Source organism: Melittangium boletus DSM 14713 (assembly GCF_002305855.1).
GTDB lineage: Bacteria > Myxococcota > Myxococcia > Myxococcales > Myxococcaceae > Cystobacter > Cystobacter boletus.
The window spans coordinates 3,221,293-3,239,513 of the sequence record NZ_CP022163.1 but is presented as its reverse complement, the minus strand read 5'-3'; the positions used below and the strand labels follow the sequence as shown (position 1 = coordinate 3,239,513).

At 70.7% G+C, this 18,221-nt stretch carries 15 protein-coding genes; 6 read left to right on the top strand and 9 right to left on the bottom strand.

Annotated features, from left to right (window positions below):
- The 5 genes from MEBOL_RS13515 to MEBOL_RS13495 are packed head-to-tail and all read right to left on the bottom strand — an operon-like array spanning position 1 to position 5,553.
- On the bottom strand, positions 1–1,650 hold the full coding sequence (locus MEBOL_RS13515) for a methyl-accepting chemotaxis protein (protein WP_095977816.1): 1,650 nt from the start codon (positions 1,648–1,650) through the stop codon (positions 1–3).
- Positions 1,647–2,276, bottom strand: a complete 630-nt coding sequence (locus MEBOL_RS13510) for a chemotaxis protein CheW (RefSeq protein ID WP_095977815.1) — start codon at positions 2,274–2,276, stop codon at positions 1,647–1,649. Before MEBOL_RS13510 ends, MEBOL_RS13515 begins: the two co-directional genes overlap by 4 nt.
- Positions 2,276–3,799: a CheR family methyltransferase gene (locus MEBOL_RS43620; RefSeq protein ID WP_218920898.1), complete on the bottom strand. Its 1,524-nt coding sequence runs from the start codon at positions 3,797–3,799 to the stop codon at positions 2,276–2,278. The genes MEBOL_RS13510 and MEBOL_RS43620 overlap by 1 nt, the downstream gene beginning before the upstream one ends.
- Complete coding sequence (locus MEBOL_RS13500) at positions 3,796–4,272, bottom strand: chemotaxis protein CheW (protein WP_179956412.1); 477 nt, start codon at positions 4,270–4,272, stop codon at positions 3,796–3,798. Before MEBOL_RS13500 ends, MEBOL_RS43620 begins: the two co-directional genes overlap by 4 nt.
- 36 nt (positions 4,273–4,308) lie before the next feature.
- Positions 4,309–5,553, bottom strand: coding sequence for a PAS domain-containing sensor histidine kinase (locus MEBOL_RS13495; RefSeq protein ID WP_170115501.1), 1,245 nt, complete (start codon positions 5,551–5,553; stop codon positions 4,309–4,311).
- Positions 5,554–5,767: 214 nt separating this feature from the next.
- Between MEBOL_RS13495 and MEBOL_RS41095 the strand changes: the two genes are divergently transcribed.
- Positions 5,768–6,202 carry a response regulator transcription factor gene (locus tag MEBOL_RS41095; protein ID WP_157774931.1) on the top strand — a complete coding sequence of 145 codons (435 nt, stop codon included), beginning with the start codon at positions 5,768–5,770 and terminating at the stop codon, positions 6,200–6,202.
- 60 nt (positions 6,203–6,262) lie between these two features.
- Complete coding sequence (locus MEBOL_RS13485; protein WP_095977813.1) at positions 6,263–6,628, top strand: response regulator; 366 nt, start codon at positions 6,263–6,265, stop codon at positions 6,626–6,628.
- A gap of 3 nt (positions 6,629–6,631) precedes the next feature.
- Here MEBOL_RS13485 and MEBOL_RS13480 read toward each other — a convergent pair whose 3' ends face one another.
- Together MEBOL_RS13480 and MEBOL_RS13475 are read right to left on the bottom strand one after the other, a co-directional pair.
- Positions 6,632–7,450 (bottom strand): helix-turn-helix domain-containing protein, encoded by an 819-nt coding sequence (locus MEBOL_RS13480; protein ID WP_095977812.1) that lies wholly within the window; start codon positions 7,448–7,450, stop codon positions 6,632–6,634.
- Positions 7,451–7,498: 48 nt separating this feature from the next.
- Complete coding sequence (locus MEBOL_RS13475; RefSeq protein ID WP_170115500.1) at positions 7,499–9,691, bottom strand: cation:proton antiporter domain-containing protein; 2,193 nt, start codon at positions 9,689–9,691, stop codon at positions 7,499–7,501.
- A gap of 168 nt (positions 9,692–9,859) precedes the next feature.
- Here MEBOL_RS13475 and MEBOL_RS13470 point away from each other — a divergent pair, with 168 nt between their 5' ends.
- Positions 9,860–11,434 (top strand): phytoene desaturase family protein, encoded by a 1,575-nt coding sequence (locus MEBOL_RS13470; RefSeq protein WP_095977811.1) that lies wholly within the window; start codon positions 9,860–9,862, stop codon positions 11,432–11,434.
- Positions 11,435–11,440: 6 nt separating this feature from the next.
- Here the strand turns inward: MEBOL_RS13470 and MEBOL_RS13465 are convergent, their stop codons facing one another.
- Complete coding sequence (locus MEBOL_RS13465; protein ID WP_095977810.1) at positions 11,441–11,902, bottom strand: hypothetical protein; 462 nt, start codon at positions 11,900–11,902, stop codon at positions 11,441–11,443.
- Between the two features lie 222 nt (positions 11,903–12,124).
- Here MEBOL_RS13465 and MEBOL_RS13460 point away from each other — a divergent pair, with 222 nt between their 5' ends.
- Positions 12,125–13,369, top strand: a complete 1,245-nt coding sequence (locus MEBOL_RS13460; protein WP_095977809.1) for an RIO1 family regulatory kinase/ATPase domain-containing protein — start codon at positions 12,125–12,127, stop codon at positions 13,367–13,369.
- Here the strand turns inward: MEBOL_RS13460 and MEBOL_RS41840 are convergent.
- Positions 13,366–13,536 carry a hypothetical protein gene (locus MEBOL_RS41840; protein ID WP_170115499.1) on the bottom strand — a complete coding sequence of 57 codons (171 nt, stop codon included), beginning with the start codon at positions 13,534–13,536 and terminating at the stop codon, positions 13,366–13,368. The genes MEBOL_RS13460 and MEBOL_RS41840 overlap by 4 nt on opposite strands.
- Before the next feature lie 226 nt (positions 13,537–13,762).
- Between MEBOL_RS41840 and MEBOL_RS13455 the strand changes: the two genes are divergently transcribed.
- Both MEBOL_RS13455 and MEBOL_RS13450 read left to right on the top strand, forming a co-directional pair.
- Positions 13,763–13,999 (top strand): hypothetical protein, encoded by a 237-nt coding sequence (locus MEBOL_RS13455; protein WP_095977808.1) that lies wholly within the window; start codon positions 13,763–13,765, stop codon positions 13,997–13,999.
- 117 nt (positions 14,000–14,116) lie between these two features.
- Positions 14,117–18,184 carry an RAD23 family protein gene (locus MEBOL_RS13450; RefSeq protein WP_095977807.1) on the top strand — a complete coding sequence of 1,356 codons (4,068 nt, stop codon included), beginning with the start codon at positions 14,117–14,119 and terminating at the stop codon, positions 18,182–18,184.
- Positions 18,185–18,221 lie beyond the last annotated feature (37 nt).

Sequence of the window (18,221 nt, the reverse complement as noted above, 5' to 3'; positions counted from 1 at the left end):
TCACGCCACGCGCCCGTACTCGCTCAGGAGCGTCTTGAGCTTCTGGCCCATGCCATTGAGGTCCTGCATGGCCTTCTCGGTCTGCCGGGTGCTGGTGAGCGTCTGCTGGGTGGCCTGGCTCACGTCCCGCATCGCCTGGCGGATCTGCCCGATGCCCGTGGCCTGCTGGCTCGCGGAGGCGGAGATCTGCGCCGCGGTGAGCGACGCCTGGCTGAGCAGGTCGCCGAGCGTCTGGATGGTGCCGCCCGCCTGCGTCACCACGCGCGTGGCCGCGCTCACGCTCTTGGTGCCCTCCTCCGTGGTCATCACCGCGCCCTGGGTGGCCTTTTGAATCTGCCCCAATATCTGCCGCACCTGGGCGGTGGCCTTCTTGGACTGGTCCGCGAGCGCCTTCACCTCGGCGGCCACCACGGCGAAGCCCCGGCCGTGCTCTCCAGCGCGGCTCGCCTCGATGGAGGCGTTGAGCGCGAGCATGTGCGTCTGCTCGGAGATGTCATTGACGGTGGTGATGATGTCGCCGATGGCCTGGGCCTGCTCGGCCAGGGCGAGAATGCGCGAGGCGATGGACTCCACCTGCTCGCGCACGGTGCTCATGGAGCCGATGGCCTCGTCCACCGCGCGCCGGCCGCTCTTGCCCACCTCCTCGGAGTGGCGCGCCGACTCGCTCACCGCCCGCGCCCGGCCCGCCGCCTCGTCGGACGTCTGGGCGATCTGCTCGATGGTGCTCACCGTCTGGGCCACGGCGCTGCCCTGCTCCTGGGCGCCGGCCACCTGCTGGGTGGTGCTCACCAGGATTTCCGACGTGGTGCCCGCGAGCTGATTGACGAACTCGGCCACGGTCCGCAGCGTGTGCTCGCGCTCCTGGGCTTGCTTGGCCAGCTGAGCCTCGGCTTGCTGGCGCCGCTCGGCCATGGCGTTGAAGGCGGCGGCGAGCTCTCCCGTCTCGTCGTCGTTCACCACGTCGATGCGGTGGGCGAAGTTGCCCCGGCCGATCTGATCCGCGCCCGTCACCAGCTTGTCCATGGGGCCGGTGATGCCGCGGGTGATGCGCATGCTGCCCAGGCTGACGATGAGCAGGCCCACGAGTGTCCCCAGGCCGAGCACCAGCTTGCTGGCCTGGGCGCTCTCGCGTGCCTCGCGTTCGTTATCCGTCCAGCGCTGCTCCTCGATGCGCAGCATCTCGTCGAGCACCTCGCGGATCCTGTCCATCTCCTTCTTGCCCTGGCCGGAGCGCACGAGCGTGAGCGCCGTGTCCACCTGTCCCGCCTGGCGCAAGCGGATGGTCTCGGCCAGCTCCTCGAGTTTGGCGCGCACCATGGGCTCGACCTGGGTGAGCCGGGCCGCCTGGTTGGGCTCGTCCGAGAGGTACTTGCGCAGGGCCTCGATGTTCGCGTTCAGTTCCTTGCGCGCATCATTATAGGGCTCCAGGTAGCCCGCCTCGCCGGTGAGTATGAATCCGCGCTGTCCCGTCTCGGTGTCCACGAGGCTCGAGCGGATCTCCCTCATGAGTCTCGCCTGCTCCCGGCTCTCGAAGAGCTGGGCCGTCGTCTGCTCGAGCTGCTGCGCGCCCTGGTAGGCCACGAAGGCCACGATGAGCAGCACGGCCAAGGATAGGCCAAAGCCCATGGCGATCTTCTTGCCGATACTCATGAAACCCTTTCCTCGGAGAGGTCGAAGAAGAGTCGACCATCCCTCAAGAGGGCCTCGCCCTCCAGCACGATGATTCCCTCCCGGGTGAGGCCCGCCACGAGTGTGCGCTCCTGGGCACCGAGCGCGGGCGGCGGTGGCAGGAGCGCGTCGCGCGAGACGCTGAGCACCTCCTCCACCCGATCGGCGCGCAGGCCCAGCTCCGCGCGGCCCTGCCCCACCACCAGCACCGGTCCGTGATGGGTGGGCGCGGGCCGGCCGAACAGCGGCGAGAGCTCCACCACCGCCAGCACCTCGCCGTGCAGCAGCACCACGCCGCGCAGCTGCTCGGGCGCGCCCGGCAGGGTGACGCGCTGCTCGGAGCTGCGCAGCACCTCGCGCACGAAGCGCGTCTCCAGCGCGTAGTCCTGCTCGCCCGCGTGGAAGTGGACGAGCTCCAGCAGGTGGCCGGGCGTGGCCCGAGCGCTGACGGTCCGGGCGAGCCGGCGCGCGCGCTCGTCCATCACCTCCCGCTCCTGCTCGGGGTCGGTCGTGGCGGCCGCGTCCGTGGCGGCCGCGAGCCGGTCCAGCCGCCGGTAGGCCGCGGCCCAGTCCAGTCCCCCCTCCTTCATGTCCTCGTCACCCGCCATCAGTCACCCTCCAGGGAGGCTTCCAACCGTTCGAGTTCCTCGCGAGCCACCTTCACCAACCGGTCCGCGCGCTCACCGTCGGCCAGGGGCACGGGCTCCTCGGGGGGCAGCGTGGCGCACAGGGTGGCCGCGGTGGTGAAGGAGCGCCGGGCGCCGGCCAGGTCCCCCTGGCGCCTCAGGACGTGGCCGAGCAGCAGGTGCGCCACGGCCAGGCCCGGTTCGAGGTAGAGCGCCTGGCGCGCGGCGCGCTCGGACTCGCTCAAGCGGCCGAGTCCCAGCAACACCACGGACTCCAGGTAGCGCGGCTCCACGGCGAGCGGATGGCGCGTGCTGGCCTCGCCACAGGCGCGCAGGGCGGCCGGCGCGTCGAAGTTGGCCAGGGCGCGGATGGCCACCGCCACGGCGTGGGGATCCTCGGGCAGGGCGCTGGCCAGCCGCGCCGCCTCGCGCCAGTCGCCGCGGGCGAGGGCACCCTGGGCCTCCTCCAGTCCATGTCCGGTGGGCGCGGGGGGCTCGGCGCGCGCGGACTCGAGGGGCGGCGGAGGGGGTGGCGGGAGCGGAGGCGGCGGGGGTGGCGGCAGCGGAGGCGGAGGGGGTGGCGGCAGCGGAGGCGGCGGGGCTGGTGCCGGGACCGAGGGGGGAACCACCTGGACGGGGGAGTGGAACACCGGGCGTTGCAGGGGCCGGTCCGCGTCGGGCCGGTGGTAGACGATGCCCCACTCGGTGACGAGCGTCTCGAAGGGCGCGAGCCCCATGAGCGGGGGGTCCGACGGGCCGGTGATGAGGAAGCCGCCCTCGGCGAGCGAGGCGTACAGCCGCCGGGCCACCTCCTCGATGGTGGGGCGGTTGAAGTAGATGAGGACGTTGCGGCAGAAGATGATGTCCATGCTCCAGATGCCCTGGGCATGGGACGGCCAGGTGTTCTCCGCGAGGTTCAGGTAGCCGAAGCGCACGTGGTCGCGCACCTCGGGGGCGAGCGTGTAGCGCTTGCCCTGGGCGCGCAGGTAGGGCCGCATCTGCTCCGTCCAGGGGCCGCGCAGGGACCACTCGCCGTAGCTGGCCACCTCGCAGCGAGAGAGCGCCGCGCGCGACACGTCCGTGCCCCGCACCTGCATGCGCGAGCCGTAGCCCTCCTTCATGAGCAGCACCGCGAGCGAGTAGGGCTCCTCGCCCGAGGCGCACCCCGCGCTCCAGCCGCGCACCGTGTGCTCCGGGCCCCGGCGCGTCTCCAGGTCCGGCAGCACTTCCTGGCGCACGAAGTCGAAGTGCTCGGGGTTGCGGAAGAAGTACGTCTCCCCCACGGTCAGCTCCACCATGAGGTCATCGAACGCGGACGCGTCCTGCTCGAGCTTCGCCAGGTAGGTGGCGAAGTCGTTGGCCAGTCCCGCGCGGGCCATGGCCCGGTCGATGCCCTCCATGGCGGCGGGAGGGCAGCTGGGGGGCAGCAGTCCGGCGCGCGCGGAGACCAGGTCGAGCACCGCCACGTAGCCCGGATGGCGCCAGGCTGGCGAGTGATCACTCACCGAGAGGACTCCTCCTTCACGAGCGCCGCGTTGAGTTTCAGCGCCTCGGCCTCGGACAGGAAGGTGCGCAGGTCGTGCAACAGCACGAGCCCATCGGGCAGTTTGAGGGCGCCCGCCACGTAGCCCACCCCGGGCAGGTGCCGGGGCGTGGCGTCCAGCGTGTCCGCCTCCAGCCGCAGCAGTCCCTCGGCCCGATCCACCCGGAGCGCCACCGGGCGCGGCCCCGCCTGGGCGATGATGAAGTGGTCCGAGGGCCGCAGCCGCCGGGCCGACAGCCGGAAGCGCCGGCGCAGATCGAGCACGGGGATGAGCTCGCCGCGCAGGTTGAACAGCCCCTCCACCACGTCCGGGGCCTGGGGCAGGGGGGTGAGGCGCACCGCCCGGACCAACTCGCGCACGTCCTCCACGGGCAACGCATAGCGTTGCTCCTCCAACGTGAAGAGAAGGACCTCGCGGGGGCTCGGTATCACCATCGGCCTTCCATCCTATGCAGCCCGATGGCTGCCTGCCTACCTCGTTGGTTCGAGAGAGGAGGCGGGCGGGGGAGCGCGTGGCAGCCGTACCGTGAAGCGCGTGCCCTCGCCTCCGACGGAGCGCGCCGAGACCGAGCCTCCGTGCGCCTCGACGAGGTGTTTGACGATGTACAGTCCGAGCCCCACGCTGCGGCTGGTGGTATCGGCGCCGGGCGCTCCCCGTTGCATGGGCTCGAAGAGGCGGGCCCGGAGGCGCTCCGGGATGGGGTCGCCCTGGTTGTGCACCTCGAGCGTCACCTGGGCCTCCTCGCCCCGAAGGGTGATGCCGATGGGCGTGTCCCCGGGGCTGTACTTCGCCGCGTTGGACAGCAGATTGGCGACCACCTGCGCGAGCCGGTCGGGATCCCACGTCCCCCGGAGGTCGCCCTCGGCGCTCAGGCGGAACTCGCGCCCGGGCGCGCTCGCGCCCACCTCCTCCACGCCCTGGCGCACCAGCGCTTCCAGATCGGACGCGCGCGGCGTGAGGGGGATGCCCATCCCCAGCCGCGCCTGGGTGAAGTCGAGCAGATCCCGCACCAGCCGGGTGCAGCGCTGGGTACTCGCCGCGATGCGGGTGATGATCTCGAGCACCTTCGGGTCCAGGTCCTGGCGCCGCAGCAGGTGGGTGGTCCCGAGCAGGATGACGCCCAGGGGGTTGCGCAGATCGTGCGAGACGATGCCGATGAGCTTCTGCTCGAAGTCCGCGCGGATGCGCGCCTGCTCCTCCATGCGCTTGTGCTCGGTGATGTCGCGCGCGGCCGCGTAGAGCAACCCCAGCGCGGGGATGGGGCTGGTGGCCCAGGCCAACCACTTGTAGCCGCCGTCCTTGCAGCGGTAGCGGTTCTCGAAGCGCAGCGTGGGCACGCCCCGGGAGAGCTTGGCGACCTCGGCGTGCGTGGCCTCGCGGTCCTCGGGGTGCACGAGGTCGAAGAAGGGCCGGTCGAGCAATTCCTCCTCGCTCCAGCCGAGCGTGCGGGAGAAGGCGGCGTTGATGCGCCGGAAGTAGCCGTCCATGCCCGCCACGCAGAACATGTCCGGGGCCAGGCGGAAGAAGCGCTCGCGCTCCTCCTGGTCCTCGGCGGGTCTGTGGGCGGAGGCGGCCCGTTCAAGGGCGAGCGCCTCCTCGGCGCGCAGCCGCGCCGTGCGCTCCCGCTCCCAGGCGGCCTGGAAATCGACTTCTCCGCCGTCCGTCCGCTCGGGGCTCTGTCGGTCTCCAGGCGGTATCGATGGAGGCTGGCTCATAGGCAACACCCGTCTCACGCGGGACCCGGCGTGGACGAGTTTCAAACCGCTCCCACTGAGGGAAGAACACGCGGCGCGAGAGCCTCTGTCCGCATCCATCAGGATAGGGATGCGCCGGGCTCCGTGCTCGCGCCAGGATTCGAGCGTTCGCTGCTCAACACCTCCCCTTGCTCCCGGGTCGCCGCGCCCTAGCTTGCCCTCCTGGAACCGCGCCATGCCCGCTCACGCCCTTCCCATCCTGCTGGTCGAGTCGCACCTCGAGGTCCTGGCGTCGATCCTCGATGCCCTGGAGTTCGAGGGGTACCGGGTGATGGCCGCGCGGAGCGAGGGCGAGGCCTGGAAGCGGCTGGAGGGGATGGGCCGGCCCGGACTCGTGTTGCTGGACGGAGCGTTGGAGGAGGCCGGGCGGGCGCGACTGCTGCGGCGTTTCCAGGAGGAAGGCGTGCCCGTGGTGCTGCTCGCCGCGAACGACGAGCCCCTGGAGCCGGGGCCGCGGGCGGTGCTGCGCAAACCGTTCCACCTCGACACGCTCTACGCCACCGTGGCGGCCCATGGGCCGCCGCGTGGAGCGCCCCGGTTCACCCGGGGAAACAGGGACGCGGGATTTTTCCCCGGGGAGTGCGGCTCTTTCGTCCTGTCGTCCCTTTGATCCCTCGCGGCGGGTCGCTAGCTTTTGTCGGAGGCGCGCTACCCGACGAAAGAGGTGCCCATGCTCCCATGTCCCAGTCCCATCCTGGTGGTGGAGCAGCACCCGGATGTCCGCACGGTCATCCATGCCGCCCTGGAACATGAAGGGTACACCTCCGTCCCGGCGCCGAGCACCAGCAGGGCCTTGCGTGCCCTGGGATGGATGGATCGGCCGGGGCTCATCCTGTTGGACGAGCTGCTGGAGGAGGGAGACCGCGAGGGCTTCATCCAGTTCATCCGGGAGAGCCGCTCGCTGAGGGTGGTGCCCATCGTCCTGCTGTCGGTGGGCGGCGTGCACCACCCCGTCGCGGGAATCCAGGCCATCCTGCGCAAGCCCTTCCACCTGGACACGTTGATCGACGTCGTCGAGGCGCACTGCCTGCATTAGCGCTCAGCGCGGGGATTCCAGCTCCGCCAGCCGCTCGTGGACCTGGGAGGCCTGCTCCACGTCGGCGAGCCGCTCGGCCAGGCCGTGGCTCGCCAGGCGAGCCACGTGCGCGAGCCGCGCGAGCCAGGTGGGCCCGCGCTCTCCGCCCACGAGCACCACCAGCATCCGCAAGGGCACGTCGTCCGGTGTCTCCACCTGGAGGGGCCGCGCGAGCGTCACCAGGGCCGCGAGCGGGGGAGTGTTCGCCACGTAGGCATGGGGCACGGCCACGCCATTGCCCACGGCATTGGAGGACTCGGCCTCGCGCCGCCGCAGCTCCGCCACGAGCCGGGACGCGCTCACCCCGGGCAGGTCCGCCGCGAGCCGTCCGGCCGCCACGTCCAGGGCATCCTCGAGCGCGCCGCACGTCATGCGCAGCACCATGCGGCCCGGGGCGAGCACCGGGGCGAGCGCGGGCACCGGGGCGTCCGGCCACGCCGCGCGCACGGGGAACTCGGCGTCGAGGAAGGCGCGCACGCGCGAGAGCTGCTCCGCGGTGAGCCGCCTGCGCGCCAGGTCGAGCAGGAGCGCGCTCGCGCCGGGCACTTCCTCCAGGTAGTGGGCCACGAAGGGGCTGAGCCGGTGCGCCACGTCCATGAGCAGCGTGGAGGGCACGTCCAGCTCGCGCGCGATCGCGGCGAGCCGCTCGGGGGTGGGCACGGCGTCCACGCCGTTCTCCACCCGGCTCAGGTAGGCGCTGGACACGCCGATGCGGCGCGCCAGGTCGCGCAGGCTCAGGCCCGCGTCCACTCGCAACAGCCGGAGGGTGGCTCCCAGGTGCATGGGGTCGTCCTATGGGGGCTCACGCGAGGAGCGTCAAGAGGAAGAGCGTCAAGAGGGCGTGCCGCTCGCCTGCCGCAAGGGCGCGGGCGCCTCCTCGCGTTGCGCGGCGTGCGCGGGCTCCTCGGCGGGCCGGGGCTGGCGGACGACGAGCAGGGACAGCCTCGAGTCGCTCACGATGCGCTCGCGGTGCAGGCCGAAGAGGTGGCCCTCCAGGCCCCACTCCGCGCCCACGCCCACCACCACCAGGTCATACCCGCCCGACGAGGCCTCGGCGAGCACGGCGTCCTCGGGCGAGGCATGGGCCACGACCTTGAAGTGCACGCCGCCGGAGGACTCGGGGAAGAGCTCCTGCACGAGCGTGAGCGAGGTGGGGCGGCCGTGGGGCAGCGCGGGCGACGTCACATGCAGCACCGTCACCTCCACGCCCGCGCACGTGCGCAGGCGCCGCGCGAGCCCCAGCGCCGCCCGATCATGCCGGCTGCCGTTGAAGGGCACCAGCACCCGGCGCACCGTCTCCAGGCCCCGGTCCACCAGCACCGCCACGTCGCTGCTCGCCTCGCGCATCACCTCGTGCACGGTGCCGCCGAGCACCGTCTTCCCGAAGAGCGGCTTGTGCCAGCCGAGCACGATGAGGTCCGCCTGCTTGGCCTCGGCGGTGCGGCAGATGTCGAGCCCCGGCTCGGCGGACATGAAGGACAGGGGGCGCACGTCGAGGCCCGACTCGCTCGCCCGGCTGAGCAGGTTCGCCATGGGGCCCTGCTTGTCATCCCCGTGCGGCGTGCCCTGGGAGTCGGGCGAGTGGCGCAGGAGGAAGGAGGCGCGATCGGACGGAGGAATCAGGTGCAGGGCGTAGAGCTCCGAGGGGGACTGGGTCCCCCCCGTGAGCGCCCGGCCGAGCGTCACCATGCCCGTGCCCGTCTGTCCATGGGACACGCACATGAGCAGCCGGAAGGGCGCGGGGGCATCCGCCACGGGGGCCACGGGCACGGCGCGCTCCAGGGCCAGCTCCTCGGGGGGGTAGATGACGCGCAGGAGCGGCGAGGTGAGGAACGTGGTGACGAGCGCCATCACCACCATCATGGTGAAGAGCGTGGGCGAGATGACGCCCAGGTCCAGGCCGAGGTTGAGGACGATGAGCTCCATGAGCCCGCGCGTGTTCATCAGGATGCCGATGGCGCCCGCCTCGCGCCAGCGCGAGCCTGTCAGGCGCGCGGCCACCGCGCTGCCACCGAACTTGCCCAGGCACGCCAGGAGGATGATGAGGCCGCACATGGCCCAGTTCTCCGGGGTGTTGAGCAGGCCCACCTGGGTGCGCAGGCCGCTGAACGCGAAGAAGAGCGGCAGCAGCAGCACCACCGCCACGTCCTCCAGCTTCTCCGCCAGCGCCTCGGCCAGCCCTCCCTCCTTGGGGATGATGGAGCCGAAGAGGAAGGCGCCGAAGAGCGCGTGGATGCCGATGATCTCCGTGGCCAGCGCCGAGGCGAGCAGCAGCAGCAGCGTGAGCGCCACCACGTTCTGGTTGAGCCCCTCGCGGCTGGCCACGCGCGCGCCCAGCCGGGCGAGGAAGGGGCGCACCACGCCGAGCATGAAGGCGATATAGCCCAGGGCGATGAGCGTGGTGATGGCCGCCTGGTTGGGGCCCGTGGCGCGCACGATGGACACCACGAACGCGAGCAGGCACCACGCCGTCACGTCGTCCACCGCCGCGCAGGTGATGGCCAGCGCCCCCACCTTCGACTGCATCAGCCGCCGCTCGGTGAGGATGCGCGCGAGCACCGGAAACGCCGTGATGCTCATCGCCACGCCCATGAAGAGCACGAACGAGGAGAAGGGCACCGACGGCTCGCTCAGCCGGGGGTAGAACCAGTAGGCCGCTCCGGCGCCCAGCGCGAAGGGCACCACGATGCTCGTGTGGCTGATGACCACCGAGGCATGTCCCCGGCCCTTGAGCAGCTTGGGATCCAGCTCCAGTCCGATGAGGAACATGAAGAGGATGAGGCCCACCTGGCTGAGCATCTTGAGCACCGGCAGCGAGCTCGACGGAAAGAGCGTCTCCATCGCTCCGGGTGCAATCCAGCCCAGCAGGGACGGGCCCAGGAGGATGCCCGCGAGCACCTCGGCGATGACCAGGGGTTGGCCTATCCACCGCATGCCCCGTCCCAGCAGCCGGGACAGGCCGATGATGACGATGAACTGGACGATGAGCAGGCTGACCGCACTGAGAGTCAGGGCGTCGTGCATCGGAGAGTCCTCCTGGCGGGTGCGTTAAGTGAACACTTACCAGCCGGTGATTCGACGCGTCAACCTGGGGAGGGGGCGGGGATGTAGGTGTCGGATGGACGGCAGGCGCTGACGCTCGCCAGGTCACCGTGCTGGATCGTCCGCGTTTTCCGGGCAAGGTGGAGCGTCATGCTACGTCACGTCATCGTCGTGGGCGCGGGTCCTGGAGGTCTGTCGGCGGCCATCAACCTGGCGGGGCTGGGGTTGAAGGTCACGGTGGTGGAGAAGGACGCCGTGCCCGGTGGGCGCATGAAGGGGCTCACCCTGGGGGACGCGGGCGAGTACGCCGTGGACACCGGGCCCTCCATCCTCCAACTCCCCGGAGTGCTCGAGAGCCTCTTCACGCGCGCGGGCAAGCGCATCGCGGACTACGTGAAGCTCATGCCGCTGGACACCAACACCCGGGTGCATTTCTGGGATGGCACGCACCTGGACACCACGCGGGACGTGGAGCGCATGGAGCGCGAGCTGTCCCGGTTCGGTCCGGACAAGGCGCCCGCGCTGCGCCGCTGGCTCGCGGAGGGCCGGGAGAAGTACCCGCTCGCGTACGAGAAGTTCATGGCGACGCCGGCGGACAGCCTCGGCTACTACGCGCCCTGGCGGCTGTTTCCCACGCTGCGCTTCAAGCCATGGCAGACGCTCTACGCGCACCTGGATGGCTTCTTCCACGACGACCGCATCACCTACGCGCTGGCCTATCCCTCCAAGTACCTGGGGCTGCACCCCACCAGTTGCTCCTCGGTGTTCGGCGTCATTCCCTACCTGGAACTCGCCTTCGGGGTGTGGCACGTGGAGGGCGGCTTCCGGGCGCTCGCGCGGGGGATGATGAAGTGCGCGGAGGACCTGGGGGCCACCTTCCGGTTGGGCTCCGCGGTGGAGCAGGTCCTGGTGGAGTACGGCCGGGCGGTGGGCGTGCGTCTCGCGGGAGGGGAGCGGCTGGAGGCGGACGCGGTGGTGGTCAACGCGGACCTGCCCTACGCGGCGCAGCGCCTGGTGCCCGCGGAGGCGCGCGCCGGCACGCGGCTGACGGACGAGGCGCTCGGGCGGGCGAAGTATTCGTGCAGCACCTTCATGGCCTACTACGGCGTGGATCGCGTCTGGGATGACCTGCCCCACCACCTCATCTACCTGTCGGACAGCGCGCGGCGCACGGATGCCGAGGCGCTGGAGGATCGCTCGATGAACGTGGAGGATCCGCCCTTCTACGTCTGCAATCCCTGCGTGACGGACAGGAGCGGCGCGCCCGAGGGCCATTCCACGCTGTATGTCCTGGTGCCCACGCCGAACACGTCCCGGGACGTGGACTGGGCCGCCACCGAGCGCACCTTGCGCGAGCGCATCCCCTCCCTGCTGGAGAAGGTGGGACTCAAGGGCGTACGGGAGCACATCCGGGCCGAGCGCTACTTCACGGCGGAGACGTGGCGGGACGACTTCAATGTCTTCCGGGGGGCGGTGTTCAACCTCTCCCATACCTGGATGCAATTGGGGCCCATGCGCCCCCACGTGAAGAGCCCCAACGTGGAGGGCTTGTACTGGGTGGGAGGTGGCACGCATCCGGGCAGTGGGCTGCTCACCATCATGGAGAGCGCCAATATCGCCGCGGACTACCTGTCGCGGGAGGCGGGCAAGGGCCCCCTGCCTCTCTGGCCATATGTCCCGTCGAGCGACCAGACGCCGCCCGTGCCCCAGGCGCGCGTGGGCTGAGGGCCGCTAGCCACCGCTGGCGGCCGAGCGCAGCGCGGGATGCCGCCGCACCTGTGCCGCATGCCTCGCGAAGCCCGCCGCCTCGAGCCGGTCGGCGGCCCAGGGGAGCGCCTGCTCCCATCGGGCAACGACGATATGCGGTTGGGTGGGCGGCTTGAGGTAGAAGACGACGTTCACCAGCAGCCGCTGGAGGGCCGAGGTCACGATGAAGGACGTCCCCAACAGCCGCTCGCGCAGCAGGCGGTCGTTCTCCCGGCACCAGTCCGCCAGGAGTTGGCGCTGCCCGGGCGTGGACACGCCTGCCTGGCTCATATCGATGATGGACGTGTACGCTTCGCCGCGCCGCAGGTAGCGCGTCATCATGTCGAGGTAGTCCTGGTACTGCTCGTCCGTGGGCGAGCCGTGCATGCGGATGACCAGGAGCGGCCAGAACGTATCATCGATGCTGAGGAACCGGGCGGGGGTCACGGTGTTTGCCCATCGTGGCCCATCCGCCCCAGCCATTCCACGCTCCTTTCTAGGGGAATGAGGTACGGAGGGGGCGCAGCGGGGACCACATCCGGGGGGCGCGGGTCGAACCCGGCCCCTGCCCTGGCCCCTCGGGCAGGCAGGCGAAATACCTCGTGCAGGAGTGGGCTGAGACTCCCGGAAAGGCGTGATAGAACTTGGGGACCTTCGACACGAAAACGAATGAACGAAGCGCTCCAAGTCCTGCTGACCGATGGTGTGATTGACGAAGTCGTGGGCCGCCTCAAGAGTGGCAAGGAGGCGGACGTGTACCTTGTGCGTCATGGCGGCGAGGTCGTCGCGGCCAAGATCTACAAGGAGCGCGAGCACCGCAACTTCCGCAACAACTCGGGCTACCGCGAGGGGCGCCAGGTGCGCAACAGCCGGACGGCGCGCGCCATCGCGAAGGGCAGCCGCTTCGGGGTCGCGGCGGCGGAGGATGCCTGGAAGACCGCCGAGGTGGAGGCGCTGTTCAAGCTGCACGCCGCGGGCGTGTGCGTGCCCCGTCCGGTGATGTTCTACGAGGGCGTGCTCCTCATGGAGCTGGTGCTGGACCTGGAAGGGCACCCGGCGCCGCGTCTGGAGGAAGCGCAGCTCACGGCGGAAGAGGCCTCGGCGCTCTACTTCGACCTGCGCAACCAGGCCATCCGGATGCTGTGTTGCGATCTCATCCACGGCGACCTGTCCGCGTTCAACATCCTCTTGGGCAACCGGGGCGCCACCATCATCGACCTGCCGCAGGTGGTGGACGCGGCGGCCAACAGCCAGGCGGAGTTCTTCTTCAAGCGCGACGTGGAGAACCTGCGCCGCTACTTCGAGACGGTGGACCCGAGCCTGCGCGCGCGCTCCGGGGACGCGTTCGAGATCTGGCGCGCCTACGTGAAGCGCGAGCTGACGCCGGACTTCGAGCCCACGGGCCGCTTCCAGGGCGAGGCCTCGCGGGAGCGCCGTTTCTCCGGAGGCCCTCGGGGTGGCGGCGACAACCGGGGTCCGCGTCCGCAGGGGAACAACTTCCCACCGGGAGGCCGGCCCCCGGGCAATCGTCCCCCGGGCGATCGTCCTCCCCGCCGGGAGGGCGAGAACCAGGGACAGGGACAGGGCCAGCGTCCGTGGCGGGGCGAGGCCCGGGCGGATGCGCGCTCCGGGCCGCCGCCTCAGCAGGGGCCTCGCGAGCCGAGACCGCCCCGTGAGCAACAGGGGCCTCCCCGCGATTCGAGGCCGGGTGGGCCGAGGGGTTTCAGGGATCAGCGTCCTCCCCGGGGCGATCGTCCTCCTCCGCGAGGGGGCCGGGACGTTCCACGTCAGGGGGGAGAGCAAGGGCGTCCCATGGACCGCCGGGGCCAGGGCAACCCGGGTCCTCAGGTGTCGTACGTGCAGAAGAACGGGGGGGGCGCTCCTCCGCCGTCGAAACCCGAGGACGAGTCCTAGGTGAAGCGCTCCGCCTTGGGGTCCGGCTGGCACGCCACCTCGAGGAAGGTGGTGCTGCGCCCTCGCGCCAGCACCCACAGGCAGCGCAGGAGGCAGGAGGCTCCGAACTCCCGGTAGATGAGACCGAGGTTCTCCATCACCTCACGTCCAGTAATCACACCACGCATGGCACACCCCTCCAGTGTGCTGCCTGTTTCTGCAAAGGCTTTGCCGGATCCCGCTCATCCCCCCGGTCGCGCCTGTTGTCCCCCGGACGTCCCAAGTGTCCCTTCCCGCGTTGGCCCATGAGCGGAGATCTGCGCCAAGGTGTGTTGGGTGGCCTGGAACACTGAAGTTCCTACATGGGGCATGATGCCGGGGCGCCTTCTCCCACCCACACCCAGGAGCTTCCCCATGCGTCGCACCGCCCTCGTCGCCGTCGTTGCCTTCGCCCTCGGAGGCTTCTCCCAGCACGCCCTCGCCGAGAGCCAGCCCAAGATGAGCGAGGCCCTGGTCCACCTGCGCTACGCGCTCGCCGCGCTCAAGACGGCCACGTCCGACAAGGGCGGCCACCGCAAGCAGGCCATCGAGCTGACGGAGAAGGCCATCGAGCAGGTCAACAAGGGCATCGCCTTCGACAACAAGCACTGATCGTCTGGCACGCAACTCCGGATCCTCAATTCCCGATAATCGGCTTCACCAGCAGTTCGCCGTCCTTTCTCCCGAGCCCTTCTTCCAGGCGCTCTCGTCCTTTCCCGAGGTTGCATCATGGCGATCGACAAGACCGGTGGTTCCAAGCCCCAAATCCAGCGGCAGCCCGAGCCCAAGCCGGCCGTGGCTCCGACCCGGCAGAACACGGCGGCGGGCACCCCGGCCACCCCGGCGCGCAATCAGGTGCGGCCCCAGGGGACGGCGGACGGCTTCGACCGGGGCGCGGCGCCCTCGTCGGCGCAGCGCAGCCAGCAGCAGGCGCGCCTGGGCTCCACCACCGCCACGGCGCAGACCCCCGCGCCCACGGCCGATCAGAACCGCAACGTCCTGGACAAGCTGGGCCTGACGGCCGAGGACCTGCAGAAGGCGGGCTCGGCGGCGCTGCCCCACCTACAGCGGGCGGCGGAGTCGGTGGTGCAGGGCCGTCCCGAGGAGGCCCTCGGGCACCTGCGCAGCGCGGCGTTCGCCTCGCCCGAGGTGGCCCAGAAGGCCATCAAGGGGCTGGCGCAGAACCTGCCCGCCGGTCCGGCCCGGACGCTGCTGACCAACGACGCCGTGGTGAAGGAGCTGGTCACCAATGGTGATCTGCAAGCGTCACTCGGCAAGCTCATCCAGAACCCGGCCGACACGACGGCCCTGCGCGAGCTGGTCTCCAATGACTCGGCACGCAACGCGGTGCTGGGCGCGCTCGGCAACGACCCGACGGTGAAGGCGCAGCTGGAGCGCGTGGGCCTGACGCCGCAGGACCTGGTGGATGTGGGAGCCGCGGCGCCCCACGTGCTGGACGCGATCGAGAAGATCAAGGCCGGTGACGTGAAGGGCGGCTTGGAGGCCATCCAGGGCGCGGTGGAGGCGGCCCCGGGTCTGGCGGCGAAGATCGGCGAGAAGATCGTCAACGCGCTGCCCCAGGAAGTGAAGGCCCAGTTCCAGAAGCTGGGCATCACCGAGGAGCAGCTGCGCTCGGCGGGACCGGCGCTGCCGCACCTGTATTCGGCGGCGGACGCGGCGAGCAAGGGCAACTGGGGCGAGGCGTTCAACAGCCTGAAGGAGGCGGCCATCGCGGCGCCGGACCTGACGCAGCAGGCGTTGAAGGGTCTCGCGCAGCAGCTGCCCAACGAGCTGGGCGCGGTGAAGTCGCTGCTCACCAACGACAACTTCCTCAAGGAAGTGGTGAACAACCGCGACCTGCACGACCAGGTGGGCAAGCTCTTCAACGCGGACACGCGCCTGGAGGGCCTGCGCGGCCTGCTGGAGAACGGCTCGGCGCGCGACGCGGCGCTCACGGCCATCGGCAACGACCCGACGGTGAAGGCGCAGCTGGAGCGCGTGGGTCTGACGCCGCAGGACCTGGTGGAGGCCGGTGCGGCGGCGCCCAAGCTGTTGGAAGCCTTCGAGAAGATCAAGGCCGGTGACGTGAAGGGCGGCCTGGAGGCCATCCAGGGCGCGGTGGAGGCGGCCCCGGGCCTGGCGGCGAAGATTGGCAACAAGGTGGTCGACGCGCTGCCGCAGGGCGTGAAGGACCAGATCGCCAAGCTGGGCATCACCGAGCAGCAACTGCGCTCGGCGGGTCCCGCGCTGCCGCACCTGTACTCGGCGGCGGACGCGGCGAGCAAGGGCAACTGGGGCGAGGCGTTCAACAGCCTGAAGGAGGCGGCCATCGCGGCGCCGGACCTGACGCAGCAGGCGTTGAAGGGTCTCGCGCAGCAGCTGCCCAACGAACTGGGCGCGGTGAAGACGCTGCTCACCGACGACAACTTCCTCAAGGAAGTGGTGAACAACCGCGACCTGCACGACCAGGTGGGCAAGCTCTTCAACGCGGACACGCGCCTGGAGGGTCTGCGTGGCCTGCTGGAGAACGACTCGGCGCGCGACGCGGCGCTCACGGCCATCGGCAATGACCCGACGGTGAAGGCGCAGCTGGAGCGCGTGGGCCTGACGCCGCAGGACCTGGTGGAGGTCGGCGCGGCGGCGCCCAAGCTGTTGGAGGCCTTCGAGAAGATCAAGGCCGGTGACGTGAAGGGCGGCCTGGAGGCCATCCAGGGCGCGGTGGAGGCGGCCCCGGGCCTGGCGGCGAAGATTGGCAACAAGGTGGTCGACGCGCTGCCGCAGGGCGTGAAGGACCAGTTCGCCAAGCTGGGCATCACCGAGGAGCAGCTGCGCTCGGCGGGACCGGCGCTGCCGCACCTGTACTCGGCGGCGGACGCGGCGAGCAAGGGCAACTGGGGCGAGGCGTTCAACAGCCTGAAGGAGGCGGCCATCGCGGCGCCGGACCTGACCCAGCAGGCGCTCAAGGGTCTCGCGCAGCAGCTGCCCAACGAAATGGGCACGCTGAAGTCGCTGCTCACCAACGACAACTTCCTCAAGGAAGTGGTGACGAACCGCGACCTGCACGACCAGGTGGGCAAGCTCTTCAACGCGGACACGCGCCTGGAGGGTCTGCGCGGCTTGCTGGGCAACGACGCGGCGCGCGACGCGGCGCTCTCGGCCGTGGGCAACGATCCGGCCGTCAAGGAGCTGCTGGGCAAGGCGGGCCTGACGCCGCAGGACCTGGTCGAGGCGGGCGCGGCGGCTCCGCACCTGTTCGACGCGGTCCAGGCCTTCACCAGCGGAGACCCCACCAAGGGCATCGAGGCCCTGGGCAAGGCGGCCGAGGCGGCGCCGCAGCTGCTCGACAAGATTGGCCAGAAGGTCGTCGGCATGCTGCCCGAGGGCCTGCGCAACAGCATCTCCGAGCTGGGCATCACCCCGTCGGAACTCCTCCAGGCGGGCCAGGCGCTGCCGGACCTGCTGCGCGCCGGTCAGGCCCTGGGCACCGGTGACTTCCAGACCGCCCTGTCGAGCCTCCGGGACGCGGCGGGCAAGATTCCCCCGTCCATCATCGAGAAGGCCATCACCACGACGGCCGGAAAGCTCCCGGCCGAGGGCATGACGGGCATTGCCCGCTCGTTGCTCACGGATCCGGCCTTCGTCCACGAGCTGGTGACGAACGAGGCGCTCCACGACTCGTTCACCAAGATGATGTCGGGTGACCTGGTCGCGGGCACCAAGGAGATCCTGGGCAACGAGAAGCTGCGCGAGGCGGCGGGCAACGCGCTCGCCCAGAACTCCTTCGTGATGGACAAGCTGCGCCCCTTCGGCATCCAGAGCGGCGCGGACATCGCGGCCCTGGGCGGCACCGTCTTCGACGTGATGGAGGCGGGCCAGCAGTTCGCCGAGGGCAAGCCGGGCGACGCGCTGCGCACCCTGGGTCAGGCGCTCGGCGAGGTGCCGGCGGACCTGCGCGGCCGCATGGTGGGCGCGCTGGCCGACAAGCTCCACGTGCCCGACTGGGCCCGGGACACGCTCACCTCCGTGGCGAGCCTCCTCGGCAACGAGACCGTGGGCAAGGCGCTGGGGGATGCGTTCCACGCCCTCCAGAACGGCGACATCCCCGGCTTCCTGTCGGGCATCGCCACCACGGGCAAGGCCATCGTCGAGACGGCGCCCGAGGCGGCCAAGGCCTTCCTCAACTCGCTGTCCAAGATTCCCGGCAGCATCGGCCGGCTCTTCTCGGACCGGGATCTCAACGCGGCCATGGTGGACTCGGGCGCGGCGACCAACCTGTTCGAGGCGGCGGAGAAGCTGGGCCGCGGCGACATCGGCGGCGCCATGGGCGAGATCGCCGAGGCGGGCGGCGCGCTGCTGGGCCAGGGCGAGCACTTCAGCATCGCCGGCCAGGAGCTGCCCTTCGGCAGCCAGGGCATCGAGAACCTCACCCGGATGTTCGGCCGGTTCGTCGACGCGCTGCCCGAGCAGCTCAAGGACAAGATCACCGAGGCGTCCGCGCGCTTCGCCGCCAGGGCGGGCCTCAAGTCGATCCCCATCCTCGGCAACATCGCCAGCGGCGTGAGCGCCGTGGGCAGCGCCAAGGATCTCTGGGACGCCATCCAGGCCGAGCCCAAGGACGCGCTCAACATCGCGCTGGCCGCCGGTCAGCTCGGTCTGGACGTCGCGGGCGTGTTCCCTGGCCTGAACAGCATCACCGGACCGCTGCAGATCGTTCTCGGCACGGCCCAGGTCATCAAGGGCGCCTCGGATCTGATTGGGGACATGAGCGAGTTCCAGCGCAGCCTCGTCGGCGCCTGATGCGTCCCGCTCGCCCCTCCGCCTCCGGGCGGGGGGG

Coding starts and splice junctions, on each gene's coding strand:
- MEBOL_RS13495 (WP_170115501.1), bottom strand. CDS start 5,553: ATGAGCCAGCCTCCATCGATACCGCCTGGAGACCGACAGAGCCCCGAG.
- MEBOL_RS13480 (WP_095977812.1), bottom strand. CDS start 7,450: ATGCACCTGGGAGCCACCCTCCGGCTGTTGCGAGTGGACGCGGGCCTG.
- MEBOL_RS13475 (WP_170115500.1), bottom strand. CDS start 9,691: ATGCACGACGCCCTGACTCTCAGTGCGGTCAGCCTGCTCATCGTCCAG.
- MEBOL_RS13500 (WP_179956412.1), bottom strand. CDS start 4,272: ATGGTGATACCGAGCCCCCGCGAGGTCCTTCTCTTCACGTTGGAGGAG.
- MEBOL_RS13510 (WP_095977815.1), bottom strand. CDS start 2,276: ATGGCGGGTGACGAGGACATGAAGGAGGGGGGACTGGACTGGGCCGCG.
- MEBOL_RS13485 (WP_095977813.1), top strand. CDS start 6,263: ATGCTCCCATGTCCCAGTCCCATCCTGGTGGTGGAGCAGCACCCGGAT.
- MEBOL_RS13470 (WP_095977811.1), top strand. CDS start 9,860: ATGCTACGTCACGTCATCGTCGTGGGCGCGGGTCCTGGAGGTCTGTCG.
- MEBOL_RS13515 (WP_095977816.1), bottom strand. CDS start 1,650: ATGAGTATCGGCAAGAAGATCGCCATGGGCTTTGGCCTATCCTTGGCC.
- MEBOL_RS41095 (WP_157774931.1), top strand. CDS start 5,768: ATGCCCGCTCACGCCCTTCCCATCCTGCTGGTCGAGTCGCACCTCGAG.
- MEBOL_RS13460 (WP_095977809.1), top strand. CDS start 12,125: ATGAACGAAGCGCTCCAAGTCCTGCTGACCGATGGTGTGATTGACGAA.
- MEBOL_RS13450 (WP_095977807.1), top strand. CDS start 14,117: ATGGCGATCGACAAGACCGGTGGTTCCAAGCCCCAAATCCAGCGGCAG.
- MEBOL_RS13455 (WP_095977808.1), top strand. CDS start 13,763: ATGCGTCGCACCGCCCTCGTCGCCGTCGTTGCCTTCGCCCTCGGAGGC.
- MEBOL_RS41840 (WP_170115499.1), bottom strand. CDS start 13,536: ATGCGTGGTGTGATTACTGGACGTGAGGTGATGGAGAACCTCGGTCTC.